This window comes from Okibacterium sp. AC114, from assembly GCF_979253355.1.
Map to the genome: position 1 here is coordinate 950,420 of NZ_CEEDBR010000001.1, position 19,741 is coordinate 970,160.

Here is a 19,741-nt window from a genome sequence, read left to right on the forward strand (position 1 = left end):
GGCGTGATCTACTAAGACCATGACGGAAACCCCCGAGTACGACAGCACTGACGTCACCCCCGAGACGACGCCCGACACGGTGCCGGAAGCGGCAGAGATTTCGTACGACGAGGAGCGCTATCCGGCCCGCCCGAAGCGCCTGCGCCCGAGCGCCCACCTGCGCACCTCGGGCATCACGCGGTCGAAGCTCGACCCCCGCGAACCCGACGGCTCGAACCCCGCCTACGTGGCCTGGTTGGTGCGTCAGTCGATGCTCGGCGACGCCGATGTCCTCAGCCGCCAGCACTCCGGTCAGCCCAGCATGTGGCGCAACCCGTATGCCCGGCCTGACGCGCGCCGCGCCATCCAGTCGGCTTCGGTGTGGTTCACCGCCTACCCGATCTCGCTCATCACGCGCCCCGGGCAGTCCTACCTCGGCGCCCTCGGTGACGAAGACCTGTGGCGCGCGTTCGAGCGCATCGGCATCGACGCCGTGCACACCGGCCCCGTCAAGCGCGCCGGCGGCCTGACCGGCTGGCGCCAGACGGCCAGCGTCGACGGTCACTTCGACCGCATCTCCACGCAGATCGACCCGGCGTTCGGCACCGAAGACGAGTTCCGTTCGCTGTGCGACGTGGCCGACCAGTACTCGGGCAGCGTTATCGACGACATCGTGCCCGGTCACACGGGCAAGGGCGCCGACTTCCGCCTCGCCGAGATGGCCTATAAAGACTTCCCCGGCATCTACCACATGATCGAAATCCCCGAGGCGGACTGGCCCCTGCTGCCCGACGTGCCCGAGGGCCGGGATGCCGTCAACCTCGACGCCGCGGCCGAGCAGAGCCTGGCCGACCAGGGTTACATCATCGGCGCCCTGCAGCGCGTCATCTTCTATGCGCCCGGCGTGAAGGAGACCAACTGGAGCGCCACGGCACCCGTGTTGGGCGTCGACGGTCGCACCCGCCGCTGGGTCTACCTGCACTACTTCAAGCAGGGTCAGCCCTCCATCAACTGGCTCGACCCCACCTTCGCGGGCATGCGCCTCGTCATCGGTGACGCCCTGCACTCGCTCGGCGACCTCGGCTCGACGGCCCTGCGCCTCGACGCCAACGGGTTCCTCGGCGTGGAGAAGAGCGCAGAGGGCATGCCGGCCTGGTCAGAGGGTCACCCACTGTCCGAGGCCGCCAACCACCTCATCGCCAGCATGGTGCGCAAGGTGGGCGGCTTCACGTTCCAGGAGCTCAACCTCACGGTCGAGGACATCCGCAACACCGGCCGTGTGGGTGCCGACCTGTCCTACGACTTCATCAACCGGCCCGCCTACCAGCACGCGCTGGCCATGGGCGACACCGAGTTCCTGCGCCTCACGCTGCGCACGTCGCTCGAGACCGATGTGCAACCCGTTCAACTCGTGCACGCCCTGCAGAACCACGACGAGCTCACCTACGAGCTCGTGCACTGGGCCACGCTGCACTGCGCCGACGAGTACACGTTCCGCGACCAGCAGATGGCGGGCGGCGACCTCGCCGAGACGATCCGCGCCGACATGATCGAACGCCTCACGGGCGAGAACGCGCCCTACAACCGTGTGTTCACGACCAACGGCATCGCCTGCACCACGGCCTCGGTCATCGCTGCGGCCCAGGGCTTCAACGAGCTCGACAAGATCCGCGAGGACGACGTCGACATGATCGCCCGCGCCCACCTGCTGCTCGCGCGTTTCAACGCATGGCAGCCGGGCGTCTTCGCGCTCTCCGCCTGGGACCTCGTGGGCGCGCTGCCGCTGCCCTCCGAACAGGTCTCCGAGCTCATCGCCGAGGGTGACACGCGGTGGATCGAACGCGCCGCCCACGACCTGATGGGCTTCGACGAGGAGGCGGTGGCGTCGGCATCCGGCATGCCCCGCGGTCGCTCGCTCTACGGCAACTTGCCCGACCAGCTGCAGCGCCCCGACTCGTTCGCCTCTCAGCTGAAAGAGTTGCTCGCCATTCGCGACGCCAACGATATCGCCATCGGCACGCAGGTAGACGTTCCGGATGTCTCGCACCCCGGCATGCTCGTCATGGTGCATCGTCTCGACGGTGGCAAGGCCGATTGGGATGACGCACCCTTGCAGGTCACGGTGCTGAACTTCACCGACCAGCCCATCGAGGGCAGCGTGCGGTCGAGTGAGCTCATCCCGCGCCGCGCCGTCTTCGATGCGGCATCCGGTCTCGAGATCGGGCGGGTCGACGACCTGCAGACCTTCGGCGTGCGCCTCGAGCCCTACGCTGGCCTGTTCCTGCTGATGGGTCCCGACGAAGAGGCGCTCGACAACGACGAATCCGTCTCGGACGACGAGTAAAACGAGCACATGACCAACAAACCCGCAGTACTCTTCGTGTGCGTGCACAACGCCGGCCGTTCGCAGATGGCGGCCGGCTACCTGGGCGCCCTCGCGGGCGATCGCGTCGACGTCTTCAGCGCCGGCAGCGAACCGAAGGACGAGATCAACCCTGTCGCCATCGAGGCCATGGCCGAAGAGGGCATCGACATCGCGGGCAATGTGCCCAAGATCCTGACCGTGGATGCCGTCAAACAGGCCGACGTGGTCATCACCATGGGCTGCGGCGACGCGTGCCCGATCTTCCCCGGCAAACGCTACGAGGACTGGCAACTCGACGACCCGGCGGGCCAGGGCATCGAGTCTGTCCGGCCGATCCGCGACGACATCAAGGGCCGCATCGAGCAGCTGCTGACCGAGATCCTGCCCGCCTAGTTCATGCTCTCGTCGGCCCTTCTCAAGAGGAGTCGCGCTGTCTAGGCTGGGTGGGGAGGAGGCACAATGACCATCGAAGTGATCGTGACCGGCGTGCTCGCCCTAGTGGGATTCATCCTGCTCGTCGGATTGGGCGTCTGGCTGCGCCGCCGCACGGGTCGCGCGGGTCGCACCGAGCAGGAGCTCCACGACGACCCGCAGTTGCGGCAGGACCTTCTCGACCGCGACGCCGAGCGCTCGCAGCACGGTGTGCGCCGCTTGATGTAGCTGCTCGCTCCCGGGTCGCCTGACGGAGACGACCGAGTCGTTGCCCGTCGCGCTACTGGACGGGGAGTTCGTAGACGTAGCCCGTCTCGTCCGCGAGGATGGCGGCGAAACCCGCCTCGAGTCCCGCGTCGACGTGGGCCGCGAAAGCATCGGGGGATGTCTCAGCCATCGACACCGTGCCCCGAGAGTCGGCACCCGGCCATACCGCCGCGGTGACGTTGGCGGTCGGTTCGGGCAGCTGAGCGCCGACGAGCAGGAAGAGCTGGCCGAGGTTGTTGGCCGAAGCGGAGTCGACCAGGTCGACGGCGTTCGGGCCGACCGTGAGGATCACGCTCGGGGCCGCGGCGACGGCTTCCTCGAGGTGGGCGGCGAAGGCGTCGTCGTCGCCCGCGGCCGAGACGGAGGCTTCGACATCCGCGCCGTTCTGTTCGGCGAAGGCGATGGCCGCCGCGGTTCCGGATGCCGAGAGGGCGTCGTCGGCGGCGACGATGCGCACGGTGAAACTTGCGAGGCGGTCGGCGGATGCGGGGGGCGCTGCGACCGGCGGCAACGTCGCACCGGGAGAGGGGCGAGTGGCCGACGCGTCGGCGCTATCTTCGGTGCTCAGAGAGGTGGATGCCTGCGAGCCGCCGTCCGAGGGCGCGGCGCTGGTACAAGCCGTCGTAGCCGCTAAGAGGAGTCCGGCGAGGCCGATTGTCCCGGCGACGGTAAGCGGGAAGGGGCGGGGAGACATCGACATGATTTCCTCAGAACGAGTGCGGCGCGGTGCCCCGGTCGTATCGGCCGGTGACACCGCGCATGATGCGGATGAAGCGAAGTGCGTGATGCGTAGTGCAGGAGGGCGGTGGCCCGGCTCGGTTCTCACCGGCCGGCCACCGCCCGGGTGATTAGCTGTGGCGACGCGTGCGACGCAGGGCGACGAACGATCCGCCGGCGACGAGAAGCAACACGGCCAACAGGCTCAGGCCCGCAGCGGTCTCGCTACCGGTCGAGGGCAGCGCGCCGTTCGACGCACCCGGCAGCGGGGTAGCCGTCGGGTCGGCGGCCGGAGTGCCGGTCGGCTGCGCGGTGGGCGCGGCCGTCGGAGCAGCGGTCGGTGCGTCGGTCGGAGCCGTCGTGGGCGCCGGGGTCGGCGCAGGCGTCGGCTCGATAGCGGGTGCCACAGCGACGGCGGCGGAGGTGGCCACCGCGTCGGCGTAGTTCGCTGCCGAGACGGTCACGCGCACCGAGAGCGCCGAGGCGAGATCCGCGGCAACCGGGGTGTAGGTGGCCGAGGTGGCGCCGTCGATCGGCTGACCGGCACGCAGCCACTGGTAGGCCACACCCGTCGGTGCAGGGGTCCACTCGCCGGCCGAAGCCGTGAGGGTCTCGCCGACGCGGGCGTCACCCGTGATGGTGGGCAGCCCGCGCTGGGTGAACGCGCCGTCGGCCACGGTGACCTGGCGAGTTGCCGTCGCGGTGTTGCCGGCGGCATCCGTCACGCTGTAGGTGAGAGTGTAGGTGCCCTCGGCGGCGGTGTCGACGGTGCCTGCGACGGTGACGGCCGACGTCAGGTCGCCATCCTTGTCGTCGGTGGCGGTGACGCCCGTGGCGGGGTCGAAGGTCGAACCGGTCTGGATGGACGAGGCCGCGGGCACCGTCAGAACGGGCGGTGTGACATCCGCACGTTCGAGGGTGACCTTGTCGACGACGCTGTTCACGGGCTTGTCGGCACCCGACTGCTGGCTGCGCATGGTGGTGACGGTGATCGACTCGTCGGTCACGTCGATGGTGGAGTAGTTGCGCACCTTCTCCTGGTTGATGACGGATGCCCACGGGTGCGGGTAAGTCTCGTTGGTGTTGTAGTACTTCGAACCGCTGGCGGAGTTGGCGGTCACGTAGAGCACCTCACCATCCTTGGCTTCGACGGTGCCCTGGGCGGCGGCCTCGTCGGGGTTGGCGACCACACCGTCCTTGATCAGGTAGGTGCGGGTGTAGTTGTGGTCGTGGCCCATCAGCACGAGGTCGATGTCGAGGCCCGAGATGATCTGCGGCAGCACGGCGCGGCGCGCCTCGATGTCGGCGTCGTCGACGTGCGATGCGACGGAGTAGATCGAGTGGTGGAACGCGAGCACCTTCCACTTGGCCTTGGCGCCCTGTTCGGCGACGACCTTCTCGAGGAACGCCTTGTGGCTGGCGGTGTCCTGGCTGTTGGAGTTCAGCACCATGTACAGAACGTCCTTGTACATGAACCAGTAGTCGCCGCCGGAGGAGGAGGCGGAACCGGCCGCGCCGGAGTTGGGGTCGAAGTTCGGCACGTTGTAGTGCTGCTCGTAGGCCTTCGAGCCCACGTCGTGGTTGCCGTTGACGGGCACGAGGGGAAGCTCGCGCAGGGCGTCGGGGGCGAGGAACGCCTGGTAGTGCGCCTCGTTGCCGGCGCTCTCGACCTGGTCACCGGCCGAGAACAGCATTTCGGCGTCGGGGCGGGTCTCCTGGGCGACCTTCAGGGTGTCGGTCCAGCCGGCCTGGTCGTTCGCCACGTTGCCCGAGGCGCCGATCTGCGGGTCTCCGACGAAAAAGAAGCTGTAGTCGCCCGAGGCGGCAGCGGTGCGGAAGTCGTAGGTGGGCGACCATCCGTTTTGTTCGCTGCCCACGCGGTAGACGAACTCGGTCTTCTCGGCGAGGGTGTCGAACTGAGCGAAACGATTGTATTCGCCGCTCGTGGTCTTGCCACCCGTGGCCTGCACGGTCGTCGCGGATGCCGCGGGGAACGCGGTGCCCGTCATGTCCGACTTCTTGGCGACCTGGGCGACCTGCGCGGTGTCGAGGTTGGAGTACCAGGCAAGGCGACGCGAGGTCTCGTCGGCGCCGACCGTCATGACGATGTCCGAGAGCACGGCTTCGGCGTTGGCCGACACGGGTGCGAGCGACGGAACGTCGAGGAAGATGTCCGAGGATGTTTCGCGGTCCTGGTAGAGCGCGACGGCGATGGTGTTCTCGCCGGACTTCAGGGCCGAGGCGGGAACCGTGAACGTGGACGACGCGGGGTCGCCGCCCGAGTTGCCCGCGTACATGAGGTTGCGCTGAGCTTCAGGAGCCGCTTTCACCTTGTCGTCGACGAAGCCGGCGACCGGCGTGCCGTTCACGAAGACCTGCACGGCGTCGTCGTAGACGATCGTGCCCTGCAAGCCCGTGAGGGCGGCGAGCTGCTCGCTCGAAACCGTGAAGTCCGAACGGAAGTGATAGGTCTTCACATCGGGGGTCGACGTTCCGTTGGCGTACTGGTTCAGCAGCGTGTTGATGGTGAGGCCGGCGCCGATGTTCTTGGTGCCGTTCTTGGCGCCGAAGGCACCCTTGGCGCTCTTCCAGGCGGCATCGTCGAACGCGGGCTTCGTCCACACGAGGCGGTCGGCGTTGCCGGCGGCCGGGTCGGTGTTGTTGTCCGAGTAGGTCCAGGTGCTGTTGGCGGTGCTGAGGTAGGTTGTGGGGAAGGTGACGGCTGCTTCGGCGGGCGCGGCGCTCGTGGCGACGGCCACCGAACCGGCCAGAAGGCCGAGGGTGCCGAGTGTCGCGATCGAGAATCGTGTTACTCGTCGCGTGCGGGGAGACCCCGCTTGGACTGAAGAAATACTCATTGAAGAAAAACTCCGTATCGGCTGTGCAAGGGGGAAGCGGGCGTGGGGGCGCGATGGCGCCGGGCCCGTTCCTTCACGGTAAGCAGCCGCAGCAAACCGTTTGTGAACGAACGGTTGCCGAGAGGTTGTTATTCGGCGTCGGAGGCCGGGTTCATGCGCAATCCGGTCATAGGCGCGGGCTCAACCGAGCTGCACGGCCCCGAAGGCGAGCGCGGCAATGAGAGCCCAGGAGCCCAGCCCGACGATGAGCGCCCGCCATCCGGTGCGCACGAGCGCCGCGACACGGATGGCCGCTCCGAGCGCGACGAGGGCGAGACCGAGCAGCACGGTCTGCAGAGTGTCGGCGGCCGCGAGAACCGGCGCAGGCACGTCGATAAGCGTGCGCACGAGCACTGCGCCCACGAAACCCGCGACGAACAGGGGGATGAGGGGAGGGCGCTTCGTGGCTGGGCGTGCGCTCGCGGCATCCCGTCGGCTGACGACCACACCGGCGACACCGACGATCGGCGCCAGCATGAGCACGCGCGTGAGCTTGACGACGAGTGCGACAGCGAGCGCCGACGGCCCGGCGATCTGCGCGGTGGCGACGACCTGCCCGACATCGTGCACGCTGGCCCCGGTCCAGTGCCCGAACTGAGTGGCGTCGAGCCCCAGTGGATGCCACAGCGCGGGCAGCACGAAGATGGCGAGGGTTCCGCACAACGTCACGAGCGCGACGGGCGTTGCCTGCTCCTTCTCGTCGGCGCGCACCACACCACCCATGGCGCCGATCGCGCTGGCACCGCAGATCGAGAACCCGGTCGCGACGAGCAGTGGCTCATGCCCCGGCAACTTCATGAGCCGGCCGAACCACAGCGTGGCACCGAACGTGACGAACACGATCAGGATGGTCGACACGAGCGTCACCCAGCCGAGCGAGAACACGTCGATCAGGCTGAGTTTCAGACCGAGCAGCACCACGCCGATGCGCATGAGGCGCTTCGCCGCGAACGACAGGCCGGGCTTCGCGGCCCCCGAGAGCAATCGTCTGGTTGCGGGCAACTGACCGATCAGGATGCCGAGCAGCACGCACGCGGTCAACAGAGGCACGGCCGGCAGCGCGCTGTGCACGCCCCAAGCCACCAGCACGGCCACCCCGGCGATCCCGAGGCCCGGCAGGTTGCGCCGCGAAGACGCCACGATCGACGAGACGAGCGGCGTTGCGGGCGGCGTCACGGGCGACGGGCCGGCGACGCTCATGGTCGGACTAGATCCACGACGGGATCCACTCGTGGATCAGCCAGAACCAGTACGGCACGGTCGTGCCCGTCCAGAGCGGATACCAGAACGCGCTCAAGAGCGTTGCGACAGCGATGAACACGCCCACGATGCCGATGCCGCGGGTGCGCCGGTAGCGCTCATCCGTTCTCTTGCCGAGGATGAGGCCGAGAGTGAACACCAGCCCGAGGATCATGTAGGGCTCGAACGCGATCGTGTAGAACTGGAACACCGTGCGGCCCAGGTAGAGCAGCCAGGGCAGGTAGCCGGCGGCCATGCCCATGAGGATGAGTCCCACGCGCCACTCGCGGTAGCGGGCGAGGCGGTAGACGAGGTAGAGGATGGCCGCTGTGGCCGCCCACCAGATGAGCGGGTTGGCGATCGACGTGATGGCGCCCACGCAGTTGTCCGAGAAGCAGTCGCCGTTGGGCACCGCCTGGTAGTACATGCTCGTGGGGCGCAGCAGCAGCAGCCAGCCCAATGGGTTCGCCATGTAGGGGTGCGGTTCGTGCAGGCCCACATGGTAGGAGTAGGCGCTCTCGTGATAGTGCAGCAGCGATTGCAGAGCGTGCGGAACCCACGCGAATGTGCCCGTCCAGGCGTTGCCGGGCTGGTCGGCGAAGTCGCGGTAGTAGCCGCCCGACGTGACGAGCCATCCGGTCCAGGACGAGAGGTAGACGAGGAACGCGATCGGCACCATCAGGATGAAGGCGATGGGGCCCTGCTTGAGAACGGCGGCGCTCAGCCAGAAGGGGATGCCGAGCCGGCGACGGTTGAGGGCATCCACGACGATGACGTAGACGCCGAAGAATGCCAGGAAGTAGAGGCCCGACCACTTCACCGCACACGTCGCACCGAACGCGATGCCGGCGACGAGCAGCCAGGGGCGCCACCACAGCACGGGCCCCCAGTCGGGCATGGTGCCCTTCTCCTGCAGGGCGCGCAGCTTCACGGCGATGCGCGTGTTCGTATAGTCACGGTCGAGCAGGATCGCGCCGAACCCCACGAGCGCGAAGAACATGACCGAGTTGTCGAGAATGGCGACGCGCGACATGACGATGGCGTGCCCGTCGATCGCCAGCAGGAAACCGGCCATGACGGCCAGCAGAGTGCTGCCGAAGAGTTTGCGCGCGATGAGCATGATCAGCACGACCGCGAGGATGCCGATGACGGCCGTCGAGACGCGCCACCCGAAGGCGTCGCCGGCCCCGAACGCTCCGAGGCCCACGGCGATGAGCCACTTGCCGAGCGGCGGGTGCACCACATAAGAGGGGGAGTCGAGGAAGATCTCGGTGTCGCCCGCGGCGAACTTCTCGTCGGCGCCTGTCGGCCACGACGACTCGTAGCCGTTGTTCAGCAGCGTGTAGGCGTCCTTCACATAGAACGTCTCGTCGAAGATGAGGGAGTGCGGGTAGCCGAGGTTCCACAGCCGCAGCACCGCGGCGAGCAGCGTGACCAGCGCGGGGGCGCCCCAGTACCAGAGCTGCAGGCGGCGCGGCGAGTTGATGACGCGGCCGAACCAGTCGTCGAGGCGGCTGCCGCGCTGCTCGGGCAGAAGAGTCTCGGTCGGTTGCGGCTCGGCGTGCGAACCATCGCGGTTGCCGGTGAGGATGCGGTCCCAGGCGGCGCGTGCACCCGAGGCGCGAGTTCCCGTGGCGTCCTCGGAATCGGCGTGTCGGCCGTGCCCCGAGGCGTCGGTCGTCGCTACGGATGCCGTCGCGGAGGGTGTGCCCGCGGCATCCGAGCCCTCTGCTGTCGCCGGCTGCGCTGACGCGGAGGCTTGACCGGGTGCGGACGCGCCGAAGACGACATCGGCGAGGGGCTCACGGTTCTCGGGCTGCACTCTGCAATGGTGCCACAGCGAGTCGCTGGCGAAGTGATGGAAGACTGGCCCCATGATCATTCTCGCGGCCACGCCCATCGGAAACCTCGGCGACGCGTCGCGCAGACTCGTCGAGGCGCTCGAGAACGCCACCGTCGTCGCCGCCGAGGACACGCGCACGACCGTGCGGCTGCTGGCCGGGCTGAAGATCGAGAACCGTCCGCGGTTGATCGCCCTGCACGACCACAACGAGCGCGATCGGGCCGGCGAGCTGGTCGCCATCGCGCAGACCGAAGACGTGCTCGTGCTGAGCGATGCCGGCATGCCGACGGTCTCCGACCCGGGGTTCCACCTGGTCGAGGCTGCCGCGCTCGCGGGCGTCACGGTGACGGCGCTGCCCGGTCCCTCGGCCGTCATCACGGCGCTCGCCGTCGCCGGTCTGCCCACCGACCGGTTCAGCTTCGAGGGGTTCCTGCCGCGCAAACCGTCCGAGCGGCGCCAGGCCCTGCACGGGCTCGCCGCCGAGCGCCGCACCATGGTGTTCTTCGAGTCGCCCAACCGGCTCGCGGCATCGCTGCACGATATGGCGGGGGAGGCGGCGTTCGGCCCCACCCGGCGCGTTGTCGTCTGCCGCGAGCTGACCAAGATGTTCGAAGAGGTCAAACGGGGAACGGCGCACGAGTTGGCGCTGTGGGCCGACCCGGGCGTGCGCGGCGAGATCTGCGTGGTCGTCGAGGGCGCCCCCGAGCGCATCATCGACGCGGAGGAGGGCATCCGGCAGGTGCGTGCACTCGTCGCCGGGGGCATGCGCGTGAAGGAGGCGGCCGCCGAGGTCGCCGAGGCCACGGGCATGTCGAAGCGCGACCTCTATCAGGCGGCCATCGAAAAGCCCGCCGCCCCGAAACCCTAGAATGGGAAGCATGTCCAGCGGCAAGTCCTTCTACGTCACCACGCCCATCTTCTATGTGAACGATGCGCCCCACATCGGCCACGCCTACACCGAGGTCGCGACCGACTTCTTGGCGCGCTGGCACCGCCAGGCGGGCGACGACACGTGGATGCTGACGGGCACCGACGAGCACGGCCAGAAGATCTTGCGCACCGCCACGGCCAACGGCGTCACGCCGCAGGAGTGGGCAGACAAACTCGTCGAGCAGAGCTGGAAGCCGCTCATCGAGACGATCGACGTGGCCAACGACGACTTCATCCGCACCACCGACCCGCGGCACGAGAAGGCCGTGCAGGACTTCTTGCAGAAGCTGTACGACGACGGCTTCATCTACGCCGGCGAATACGAGGGTTTCTACTGCGTCGGGTGTGAAGAGTACAAACTCCCCAACGAGCTGGCCGATGGCACGGGGCAGTACGAGGGCGAGAAGGTGTGCGCCATCCACTCGATCCCCGTCGAGCGCCTGCAGGAGAAGAACTACTTCTTCCGCATGAGTGACTTCCAGCAGCGGCTGATCGATCTCTACGAGTCCAATCCCACGTTCGTGCAGCCCGATTCGGCGCGCAACGAGATGTTGCAGTTCATCCGCCAGGGCCTCAGCGACCTGTCGATCTCGCGTTCGACCTTCGACTGGGGTGTCAAGGTTCCGTGGGACGAGTCGCACGTCGTCTACGTGTGGTTCGACGCGCTGCTCAACTACGTCACGGCCGTGGGTTACGGCCAAGACGACGCCAACTTCGATCGCCGCTGGCCCGCCACGCACATCGTCGGCAAAGACATCCTGCGCTTCCACTCGGTCATCTGGCCGGCCATGCTCATGGCGGCGGGGCTCGACGTTCCGCGCCAGGTCTATGGCCACGGTTGGCTGCTCGTGGGCGGCGAGAAGATGAGCAAGTCGAAGCTCACGGGCATTGCGCCCACCGAGATCACCGACACGTTCGGGTCGGATGCCTTCCGCTACTACTTCATGCGCGCCATCACGTTCGGCCAAGACGGCTCGTTCAGCTGGGAAGACCTGTCGGCGCGCTACCAGTCCGAGCTGGCCAACGGTTTCGGCAACCTGGCGTCGCGTGTCGTCGCCATGATCGAGCGTTACTTCGAGGGCGTCGTGCCGCCCCAGGGCCCGGCGTCCGAGGCCGACCTCGCCATTCAGAAGGTCGTGGCGGATGCCGCGGCGGCGGCAGATGCGGCCGTCGAGCGTCTCGCAATCCACGACTCTCTGTCGGCCATCTGGACGATCGTCGACGAGCTCAACGGCTACATCACCGACATGGCGCCGTGGCAGTTGTCGAAGGACGACGCCAACCGCGAGCGTCTGGGCACCGTGCTCTACACGGCGGCCGAGGGTCTGCGCGCGCTGGCCGTGCTGCTGCACCCGATCATGCCTCAGGCCACCGAGAAGCTGTGGACGGCGCTCGGCCACCGCGACGTGCTGGGCGAGCTGTCGGCTCAGCCGGTGCGCGAGGCGGCCACGTGGGGTCAGCTGGCGGCCGGTACGAGCGTCAATGGCCTCGAGCCGTTGTTCCCGCGCATCGAGACGCCCGCAGCCTAGGCCCGTCACCCGCTGCGTAGATTCGGCGCCGCGATTCGTCAACGCTGACCGGCCCCCGCGGGGGTGCGGTAGCGTCGGGGTATGACTGAGCCTCAGCACGTCAGACAGCGCGACCAGGGTGAGCGGAAGGATCTCTCATATCCGCCGACGCCCGAATCGCTCGTCGTCGGGGTGTACGACAACCACACGCATCTCGAGATCGCCGACGGCGTCGAGCCGCTAACGTATCGTGAGCAGCTCGACCGCGCGTCGGCCGTCGGCATCCGCGGCATCGTGCAGGTCGGCACCGATGTGGCGACGAGCACATGGGGTGCCGAGATGGCGGCCGTCGAGCCGCGCATGTTGGCGGCGGTGGCGGTGCACCCGAACGAGACGGCCGTGCTCGAGGAGCGCGGCGAGCTCGATGCGGCCCTCGAGGCGATTGCGGCGCTGGCGACCAGGCCGCGCGTCCGCGCCGTCGGCGAAACGGGGCTCGACTACTTCCGCACGACCGAGCCGGCCGGGCGAGCCGCGCAGCTGCGCGCTTTCGAGGCGCACATCGAGATCGCGAAGAAGAACAACCTGGCGTTGCAGATTCATGATCGCGACGCGCATGACGATGTGGTGGCCACCCTGAAGCGGGTCGGCGCGCCTGAGCGCACGGTGTTCCACTGCTTCTCGGGTGGCGAGGAGCTGGCGGAGATCTGCACGCAGAACGGGTGGTACATGTCGTTTGCGGGCACGGTCACGTTCAAGAACGCGGTCACGCTGCGCGAGGCCCTCGATCGCGCGCCACGCTCGTTGCTCCTGGTCGAGACGGATGCTCCGTTCCTCACGCCTGTCCCTTACCGCGGTCGCCCGAATGCGCCCTATTTGCTGCCGCACACCCTGCGTTTCATGGCGTCGCATCTCGGCACCGACGTGACGATGTTGGCGGCGCAGATCAACTCGAACACCGAGTCGGTCTACGGCCGGTGGGATGACGAACCGGTGACGTCGCAGACCAACCCGTTCGCCGACCAGCCGTCCCCGTCTCAGGCCCCGTAGAATCGACTGTCGGGCTCTCCCGGCCGCCTCACCCGAACCGACTGGATGACATCCCGATGAGCCTTCTCGGCCCCGCAGAGATCCGCGACCTCGCCGAACTCCTCGACGTGCAGCCCACCAAGAAGTTGGGCCAGAACTTCGTCATCGACGCGAACACCGTGCGTCGCATCGTGAAGGTCGCGTCGGTCGGGTCGGGCGACAGCGTCGTCGAGATCGGCCCGGGCTTGGGTTCTCTGACGCTCGGCCTGCTCGAGGTCGGGGCGTCGGTCGTGGCCGTCGAGATCGACACACGTCTGGCGACGCAGTTGCCGAAAACGGTCGAGCTGATGCATCCGGGTGCGCCGTTGACGGTCATCGCCGAGGACGCGCTGCGCATCACGGAGCTGCCCGACGCGCCCACGCGGCTCGTGGCGAACCTGCCGTACAACGTGTCGGTGCCCGTGTTGTTGCACTTCTTGGAGCACATTCCGTCGTTGCAGTCCGGCGTCGTGATGGTGCAGGCGGAGGTCGGTCACCGGCTAGCCGCCGACCCCGGCTCGAAAGTCTATGGCTCGCCGAGTGCGAAGGCGGCCTGGTATGGCAAGTGGCGTCTGGCCGGCAACGTGAGCCGCCAGGTGTTCTGGCCGGTGCCGAATGTCGACAGCGTGCTCGTGGGCTTCGAGAAGCGCGACGTGCCGCTCGGCTCCGAGGAGGAGCGCATTGCCACGTTCGGCATCATCGATGCCGCGTTCCAGCAGCGCCGCAAGATGCTGCGCCAGGCCCTCGGCCAGCTGCTCGGCAGCTCGCAGGCCGCCTCCGAGCAGATGGTGCGTGCGGGCATCGAGCCGACCGCGCGTGGCGAGCAGCTCACCGTGCACGACTTCCTCGCCATCGCCCGCTCGGCGGGATAGCCGACGCGTCGCATCGCATCGCCCGAACGTGCCCGGGCCCTTTCTGAACCGCTGCCGCGGAGCAGCGCCCGCATGCGGACCGCGCCCGTGCGACGCGGCCCACCTCAGCCCTCGGCCGAGGTGCCGGCCTTCTCGGCGCGTTTCGACCAGGCGCTGACCGGGCGCGTGCCGTTCAGCAGGTAGTCGCCGATGGCACGCTCGCGCAGGATGGCGGGGTTGTGGCTGGACAGGGTGCGGGCGTTGCGCCAGTGACGGTCGAGTTGCCGTGCGCTGGAGGTGGCCGAGGCGCCGCCGACCTCGAACAGGAGGGTGGTGGCCTCGAGTACCACGGCGATGACCTGCTGCTGGGCGCGGAACACGGTGATGAGGGTCTCGTCGTAGTCGTCCTGTGACCAGTCGCCCGCGTGGAAGCGGTCGAAGTTCGACTCGAGGGCCCGGGCGACGTCTCGCACGAGCGCGTCCGCCGTGGCCGACAGGGCGCTCAGTTTGCCGATGACACGCTGCACGAGCGGGTCGTCTGCGGGCCGGGAGGCGCCGAGTACCCCGAAGGTGCGGGTGCGCCCGCGGACGAAGTCGATGGCGTCCCGCAGCACCGCTCGGCCCGTTCCCGCCAGCGCGGCCAGGAGGACGGTCTGGTAGAAGCTCGTGATGTTGGCCTGCGTGCGTTCGTCGTCGAAGTTCGCGAAGACGATGTGTTCGGGTTCGATGACGGCACGCTCGAAACGCGTGGTGCCCGAGCCCGTGAGCCGCTGGCCGAACCCGTCCCAGTCGTCGAGCCGCGTGACCCCGGGCTGATCGGCACGAACGGCCAACCCCGCCTGCGAGCCGCCATGGACCGCGCCCGTCCAGATCCAGTCGGCATAGATGCTGCCCGTGCTGTAGTACTTCTCGCCCGTGAGTCGCCACCCGTCGTCGGTCTCTTCGAGCAGCGCCGATGAGGCGGTCTCGGGGCCGCGCTCGGCCTGGGCGTTGCCGATGACGGCTCCGGCGACGATGAGGTCGAACCATTTCTTCTGGTCGAGGCGATCGGGGGAGTTGAGACGCGACTCGACGAAGGCATGGTGGCCGCGCCAGAGCTGCGGGAGGTTGGCATCCGCCTCGCCGAGTTCGACGAGAAGTTCGACCAATTGGCTGAGCGAGGCCCCGAGACCGCCGTACTCGACGGGAACCCGCACTCGCCCGAAGCCCGCTTCACGCAGCCAGGACACCTCGTCGTGGGCGAGCCGGCGGTCGCTCTCTCGCTCGACAGCGGTGTCTCGGATGCGGTCGAAGACGGGCCGGAACCGCGCCGCCAGTTCGGCAGAGGTTGGAGGCGTGGCGAGAGTCGACGTCGACTCGTGCTTTTCGATCGTGTCGGTGGTCATGATGATCCAATCGTTGGCGGCGCGTCGGACCCGGACGGGTCGACGAATAGCGCTCGGAGCCGGTCGCGTTCGAGCGGTGAGACCAGGGCGGGCGAAACCCGCGGTGGTCGTGGATGTATGTGTGTGTGGTGGCCTAGTCGTGCAAGTGTGCGCCGCCGCGGTAGCGCGCGCCGGGGTGCTCGGGGAACAACCGCGCGTTGCCCGCGCCGAAGAGGCGCTCGCGCAGTGTGGGCGCCTCGTAGGAGGTGCGGTAACGCCCGCGCTTCTGCAGCTCGGGCACGACGTATTCGATGAAGTCGCGCGCCGTGCCGGGGGTGAGGAACTGGCGCAGGTTGAACCCGTCGAGACCCGTCTCGTCGACCCAGCGCTCGATCGCGTCGGCAACCTCGACGGGTGTGCCGACGGCGAAGAACGGCGGGCGGTCGAATCGTGTCACGGCCTCGAGTGCGTCGGCCACCGTCGCCCCGGGCGGGTAGTGCCGGCGGTTCGCCCCGGCATTGTCGCGGCCGGCCTTCGCCTCGGCGGCGAGGATGTCGCTGATGAGGGCGTCTTTGGGGTATGCCGCGAGGTCGATGCCGCCGCCGCCCGAGTGCGTGAGGTAGCCCTCGTCGCTCGAATACCGCTTGTACTCCTCGGCTTTCGCCAGGGCCGCATCACGATCGCGGTCGACGATCACGACCGCCGAGGCGAAGGTCTTCACATGGTCGGCGCCGCGCCCGTTCTCGACCGCGCGGCGGCGGATATCGGCGATGTTGTCGCGGTACACCTCGAGCGAGTTGCCGCCGACGAAGACGCCTTCGGCGTGCTTGGCCGCGAACGCCCGGCCCGAATCGCTCGAACCGGCCTGGAAGATGACGGGTGTGCGCTGGCGGGACGGTTCGCTCAGGTGCGGCCCCTTCACGCGGAAGTGCTCGCCGACGTGGTCGATGTAACGCACCTTGGACGGATCGGTGTAGATGCGGTTCTCGCGGTCTTGCACGACCGCGTCGTCGTCCCACGAGCCCTCCCACAGCTTGTAGAGCACGTCGAGGTATTCGTCGGCGATGGCGTATCGATCGCCGTGTGCGACCTCGTCGTCGTGCCCGAAGTTGCGTGCGGCGTTGGGCAGATAGCTCGTCACCACATTCCAGCCGAAGCGCCCCTTGGTGAGGTGGTCGAGCGTGGAGGCGCGTCGCGCGAATGCGAACGGCGGTTCATACGTCGTCGAGAACGTCGCCGCGAAACCGAGGTTCTTGGTCGCCGCCGCCATGGCCGGGATGACGAGGAGCGGATCGTTGTTCGGAATCTGCACGGCCTCTTTCAGCGCCGTCTCTGGACCGTCGCGGTAGCCGTCGTAGGTGCCGATCACGTCGGCCAGGAACACCGCCTCGAACAGACCCTCTTCGAGCAGCTTCGCCTCTTCGACCCAGAAATCGAGGTCGTTGAATCGATGCCGATTGTTGTCGGGATGCCGCCACAAACCGTGCGAGATATGGCCGACGCAGTTCATCTCGAAGAGATTGAAGGCGATGTTGTCCGTCATGGTGCTCCGTTTCTGTGCTGCCCTCATTCTTGCCAGGTGAAGCGGCGGGCACCCAGACATCCGCTCGAATGTGGACAACTATTACGCATCGCGCCTGTTGAGAACAGCTCGCCCGGATGACCTCGCACGGCGTTTTCGCATGACCTCTCCAGCACGCGTCCAGTACTCATCCCCTACCCTGGAGTGTGCTTTCCTCGCCCTTTTCCCGCCTCGTCACCGCGCCTTCGCGCCTGACCCGCGCCCGAATGACGCCCGGAGGCAGCATCCGATGAGCGATCAGCCGAGCATCCTCGACCTGAAACCGGTCGCCCATCGCCGCAAGCGCGGCCCGGGCGCACTCATCGCCCGCTGGGTCGGGTTCAGCCTCGTCGCCGTGCTCCTCATCGGCGGCGGCTACGCGTTCTACAACTACCAGCGCTTCGTCTCGGGGATCACGCACATCGATGCGATTCCGCAGTCCACCGACAGCGCCGACGACGACGTCGACGGTCAAGACCAGAACATCCTGCTCGTGGGCGACGACCATCGCCCGGCGGGTGCCACGCAGGCCGAGCTCGACAAACTGGGCACCGAAGACGATGGCGGCGGTGTCAACACCGACACCATGATCGTCATGCACATCCCGGCCGACGGCAGCAAGGTCACCATGGTGTCCTTCCCGCGCGACTCCTGGGTCGAGATTCCGGGCTACGGCATGAACAAGCTGAACGCCGCCTTCACTCTCGGAGCCCAGAACGGCGATGATTCGGCGGGCGCCCAGCTGCTCATTCAGACCATCCAGAACATGACCGGGCTGACGATCGACCACTTCGTGCGGGTCTCCCTGCTCGGCTTCTACAACGTGGTCGATGCCCTGGGCCCCGTCGACGTGTGCCTCATCAACCCGGTGAAAGACCCGTACTCCACCATCGACCTGCCGGCCGGTGTGTCGACGCTCGACGCGAAACAGGCCCTCGCCTTCGTCCGCCAGCGTCACGGCCTGCCGAACGGAGACCTCGACCGACAGGTGCGCCAGCAGTACTTCCTCTCGGTCGAGGCCCGCAAGATGCTCTCGGCCGGCACCCTGCTCAATCCGGTGAAGCTGCAGAACGTGCTCGACGCGGTCTCGTCGTCGATCGAAACCGACCCGGGGCTCAACCTGCTCGAACTCGCCGGCCAGGTGCGCAACCTGCGCGCCGACAACATCGTCTCGGCGACCGTGCCGATCACGGGCACCCCCACCATCACGGTGCGGGGGCAGAAGCTCTCGATCGTCGAGATCGACGAAGCTGCCATGCCCGAGTTCATCGCCCAGGTGGTAGGAACCCCGACCGCCTATGGCGCTGCCACGGCGGCAACCCCCGCCGAGACGACCGTGACGGTCGTGAACGGCGCGGCGATCGGCGGTGTGGCGCAGGCGAACACCGACGCCCTGGCCGCTTTCGGCTTCCGGATGAAGCCGCCCACCTCGGGCGCCACGATCGCCAAGACGACGATCAGCTATCCCGCGGGTCAGGAGGCGCAGGCGAAGGCCCTCGCCGCCTACTACCCGAACGCGTCGGTCATCTCGTCGACCACGGCCACGGCCACGGGGGTCACCCTGACGATCGGCACCGACAACCAGGCGCCGACCGATCCGAATGCCGCGCCGCCGCCCGCCACCGAGGCCCCCGTCGAGGCGGCTCCCACACCGACGCCGACCAGCACCGACACCCCGAAGAACTTCGGCGAGACGGCCTGCATCAACTAGCCCGACGACTCCCGCGCAAACGTGAGCGGCATTCGACCCGCGCCCGCTGAGCTAGGTTGGATGTATGACCCGCGAGACGCCCTCGAACACGTCACACGCTCGGGCACCCGGCAAGATCAACGTCTTCCTGGCTGTCGGCGCCGTGATGGACGACGGCTACCACGAGGTCGCCACGGCCTATCAAGCGGTCTCGGTCTATGAAGACGTCCGAGCGAGTCACTCCGACGCGTTCGAGGTGTCGTTCACGGGCCCGATCGACACGAGCGACGTTCCGACCGACGCCTCCAACCTCGCCATCCGGGCCGCGCAGCTCATCGCACGAGACACCGGTTACCGCGGCGGCGTCAGCCTCACGATCGAGAAGAACGTGCCCGTCGCGGGCGGCATGGGCGGCGGCTCTGCGGATGCCGCAGCCACCCTCCTCGCGGTCGACGACCTGTGGCAGACCGGGCTCACCCGTGACCAGCTGCTCGGCCTCGCCGCCGAGCTGGGCGCCGACGTTCCCTTCGCGCTCACGGGCGGCACGGCCATCGGCACGGGCCGGGGCGATGAGCTCAGTCCCGCGCTCGCGACGGGGCAGTTCCAGTGGGTGCTCGCCCTCGCCGGCTTCGGCATGTCCACACCCGCCACCTACCGCGAGCTCGACGCCCACCGCGCCCGCCACGCCCTCGACATCTCGCCGGCCGTCACGCAGCCCGTTGTCGACACCGACGTTCTGCAGGCGCTGCGAGCGGGCGATGCGCACAGGCTCGCCGCCTCGATGCACAACGACCTGCAGGCCCCCGCGCTGCACCTGCGCCCCGAACTCTCGGGCGTCATGGAGTTGGGTGAGCAGAGCGGCGCGCTGTCGTGCATGGTGTCGGGCTCCGGTCCGACCGTGGCGTTCCTCGCCGCCGACCTCGACTCGGCACTCGAATTGCAGATCGCGCTGAGCGCGTCGGGGGTCACGGCCCTTCGCGTGACGGGCCCGGTGCACGGCGCCCGTCTCGTCAACGACTGACGCGCCGCCGGG

The 19,741-nt window shown here is 68.0% G+C and carries 15 protein-coding genes; 9 read left to right on the top strand and 6 right to left on the bottom strand.

Annotated elements, in window-relative coordinates; all coding sequences use genetic code 11:
• The first annotated feature begins 19 nt into the window (after positions 1–19).
• From treS to ACZ6IE_RS04670, 3 genes are all read left to right on the top strand, one after another.
• Positions 20–2,323, top strand: coding sequence for a maltose alpha-D-glucosyltransferase (gene treS, locus ACZ6IE_RS04660; RefSeq protein ID WP_464606990.1), 2,304 nt, complete (start codon positions 20–22; stop codon positions 2,321–2,323).
• A 9-nt stretch (positions 2,324–2,332) separates the two neighbouring features.
• Positions 2,333–2,737: an arsenate reductase ArsC gene (locus ACZ6IE_RS04665; protein ID WP_464606991.1), complete on the top strand. Its 405-nt coding sequence runs from the start codon at positions 2,333–2,335 to the stop codon at positions 2,735–2,737.
• Between the two features lie 66 nt (positions 2,738–2,803).
• A complete protein-coding gene (locus ACZ6IE_RS04670; RefSeq protein WP_464606992.1) occupies positions 2,804–3,004 on the top strand; it encodes a hypothetical protein in 201 nt (66 codons plus the stop codon).
• A gap of 52 nt (positions 3,005–3,056) precedes the next feature.
• Here ACZ6IE_RS04670 and ACZ6IE_RS04675 read toward each other — a convergent pair whose 3' ends face one another.
• From ACZ6IE_RS04675 to ACZ6IE_RS04690, 4 genes are all read right to left on the bottom strand, one after another.
• Positions 3,057–3,743, bottom strand: a complete 687-nt coding sequence (locus ACZ6IE_RS04675; RefSeq protein ID WP_464606993.1) for a BMP family ABC transporter substrate-binding protein — start codon at positions 3,741–3,743, stop codon at positions 3,057–3,059.
• A 148-nt stretch (positions 3,744–3,891) separates the two neighbouring features.
• The gene (locus ACZ6IE_RS04680; RefSeq protein WP_464606994.1) at positions 3,892–6,618 is read right to left on the bottom strand and encodes an immunoglobulin-like domain-containing protein; all 2,727 of its coding nucleotides are present in this window, start codon (positions 6,616–6,618) and stop codon (positions 3,892–3,894) included.
• 180 nt (positions 6,619–6,798) lie between these two features.
• A complete protein-coding gene (locus ACZ6IE_RS04685; RefSeq protein ID WP_464606995.1) occupies positions 6,799–7,857 on the bottom strand; it encodes a YeiH family protein in 1,059 nt (352 codons plus the stop codon).
• Between the two features lie 7 nt (positions 7,858–7,864).
• Entirely contained in the window at positions 7,865–9,772 is a 1,908-nt protein-coding gene (locus ACZ6IE_RS04690; RefSeq protein WP_464606996.1) for a dolichyl-phosphate-mannose--protein mannosyltransferase, read from the bottom strand.
• On the opposite strand from ACZ6IE_RS04690, the gene rsmI reads away from it, so the two are divergent.
• The 4 genes from rsmI to rsmA all read left to right on the top strand — a co-directional run bounded on the left by rsmI (position 9,771) and on the right by rsmA (position 14,114).
• The gene (rsmI, locus tag ACZ6IE_RS04695) at positions 9,771–10,607 is read left to right on the top strand and encodes a 16S rRNA (cytidine(1402)-2'-O)-methyltransferase (RefSeq protein ID WP_464606997.1); all 837 of its coding nucleotides are present in this window, start codon (positions 9,771–9,773) and stop codon (positions 10,605–10,607) included. The two genes, ACZ6IE_RS04690 and rsmI, sit on opposite strands and share 2 nt — an antisense overlap.
• 10 nt (positions 10,608–10,617) lie before the next feature.
• Positions 10,618–12,198, top strand: coding sequence for a methionine--tRNA ligase (metG, locus tag ACZ6IE_RS04700; protein ID WP_464606998.1), 1,581 nt, complete (start codon positions 10,618–10,620; stop codon positions 12,196–12,198).
• 81 nt (positions 12,199–12,279) lie between these two features.
• Entirely contained in the window at positions 12,280–13,224 is a 945-nt protein-coding gene (locus tag ACZ6IE_RS04705; RefSeq protein ID WP_464606999.1) for a TatD family hydrolase, read from the top strand.
• A gap of 56 nt (positions 13,225–13,280) precedes the next feature.
• A complete protein-coding gene (gene rsmA / locus ACZ6IE_RS04710) occupies positions 13,281–14,114 on the top strand; it encodes a 16S rRNA (adenine(1518)-N(6)/adenine(1519)-N(6))-dimethyltransferase RsmA (RefSeq protein WP_464607000.1) in 834 nt (277 codons plus the stop codon).
• A 104-nt stretch (positions 14,115–14,218) separates the two neighbouring features.
• Here the strand turns inward: rsmA and ACZ6IE_RS04715 are convergent, their stop codons facing one another.
• Together ACZ6IE_RS04715 and ACZ6IE_RS04720 are read right to left on the bottom strand one after the other, a co-directional pair.
• The gene (locus tag ACZ6IE_RS04715; RefSeq protein WP_464607001.1) at positions 14,219–15,478 is read right to left on the bottom strand and encodes an acyl-CoA dehydrogenase family protein; all 1,260 of its coding nucleotides are present in this window, start codon (positions 15,476–15,478) and stop codon (positions 14,219–14,221) included.
• 133 nt (positions 15,479–15,611) lie between these two features.
• On the bottom strand, positions 15,612–17,000 hold the full coding sequence (locus tag ACZ6IE_RS04720; RefSeq protein WP_077053645.1) for an LLM class flavin-dependent oxidoreductase: 1,389 nt from the start codon (positions 16,998–17,000) through the stop codon (positions 15,612–15,614).
• 268 nt (positions 17,001–17,268) lie between these two features.
• Between ACZ6IE_RS04720 and ACZ6IE_RS04725 the strand changes: the two genes are divergently transcribed.
• On the top strand, positions 17,269–18,729 hold the full coding sequence (locus ACZ6IE_RS04725; RefSeq protein ID WP_464607002.1) for an LCP family protein: 1,461 nt from the start codon (positions 17,269–17,271) through the stop codon (positions 18,727–18,729).
• Between the two features lie 64 nt (positions 18,730–18,793).
• A complete protein-coding gene (locus tag ACZ6IE_RS04730) occupies positions 18,794–19,729 on the top strand; it encodes a 4-(cytidine 5'-diphospho)-2-C-methyl-D-erythritol kinase (RefSeq protein WP_464607003.1) in 936 nt (311 codons plus the stop codon).
• The last annotated feature ends 12 nt before the right edge of the window (positions 19,730–19,741 follow it).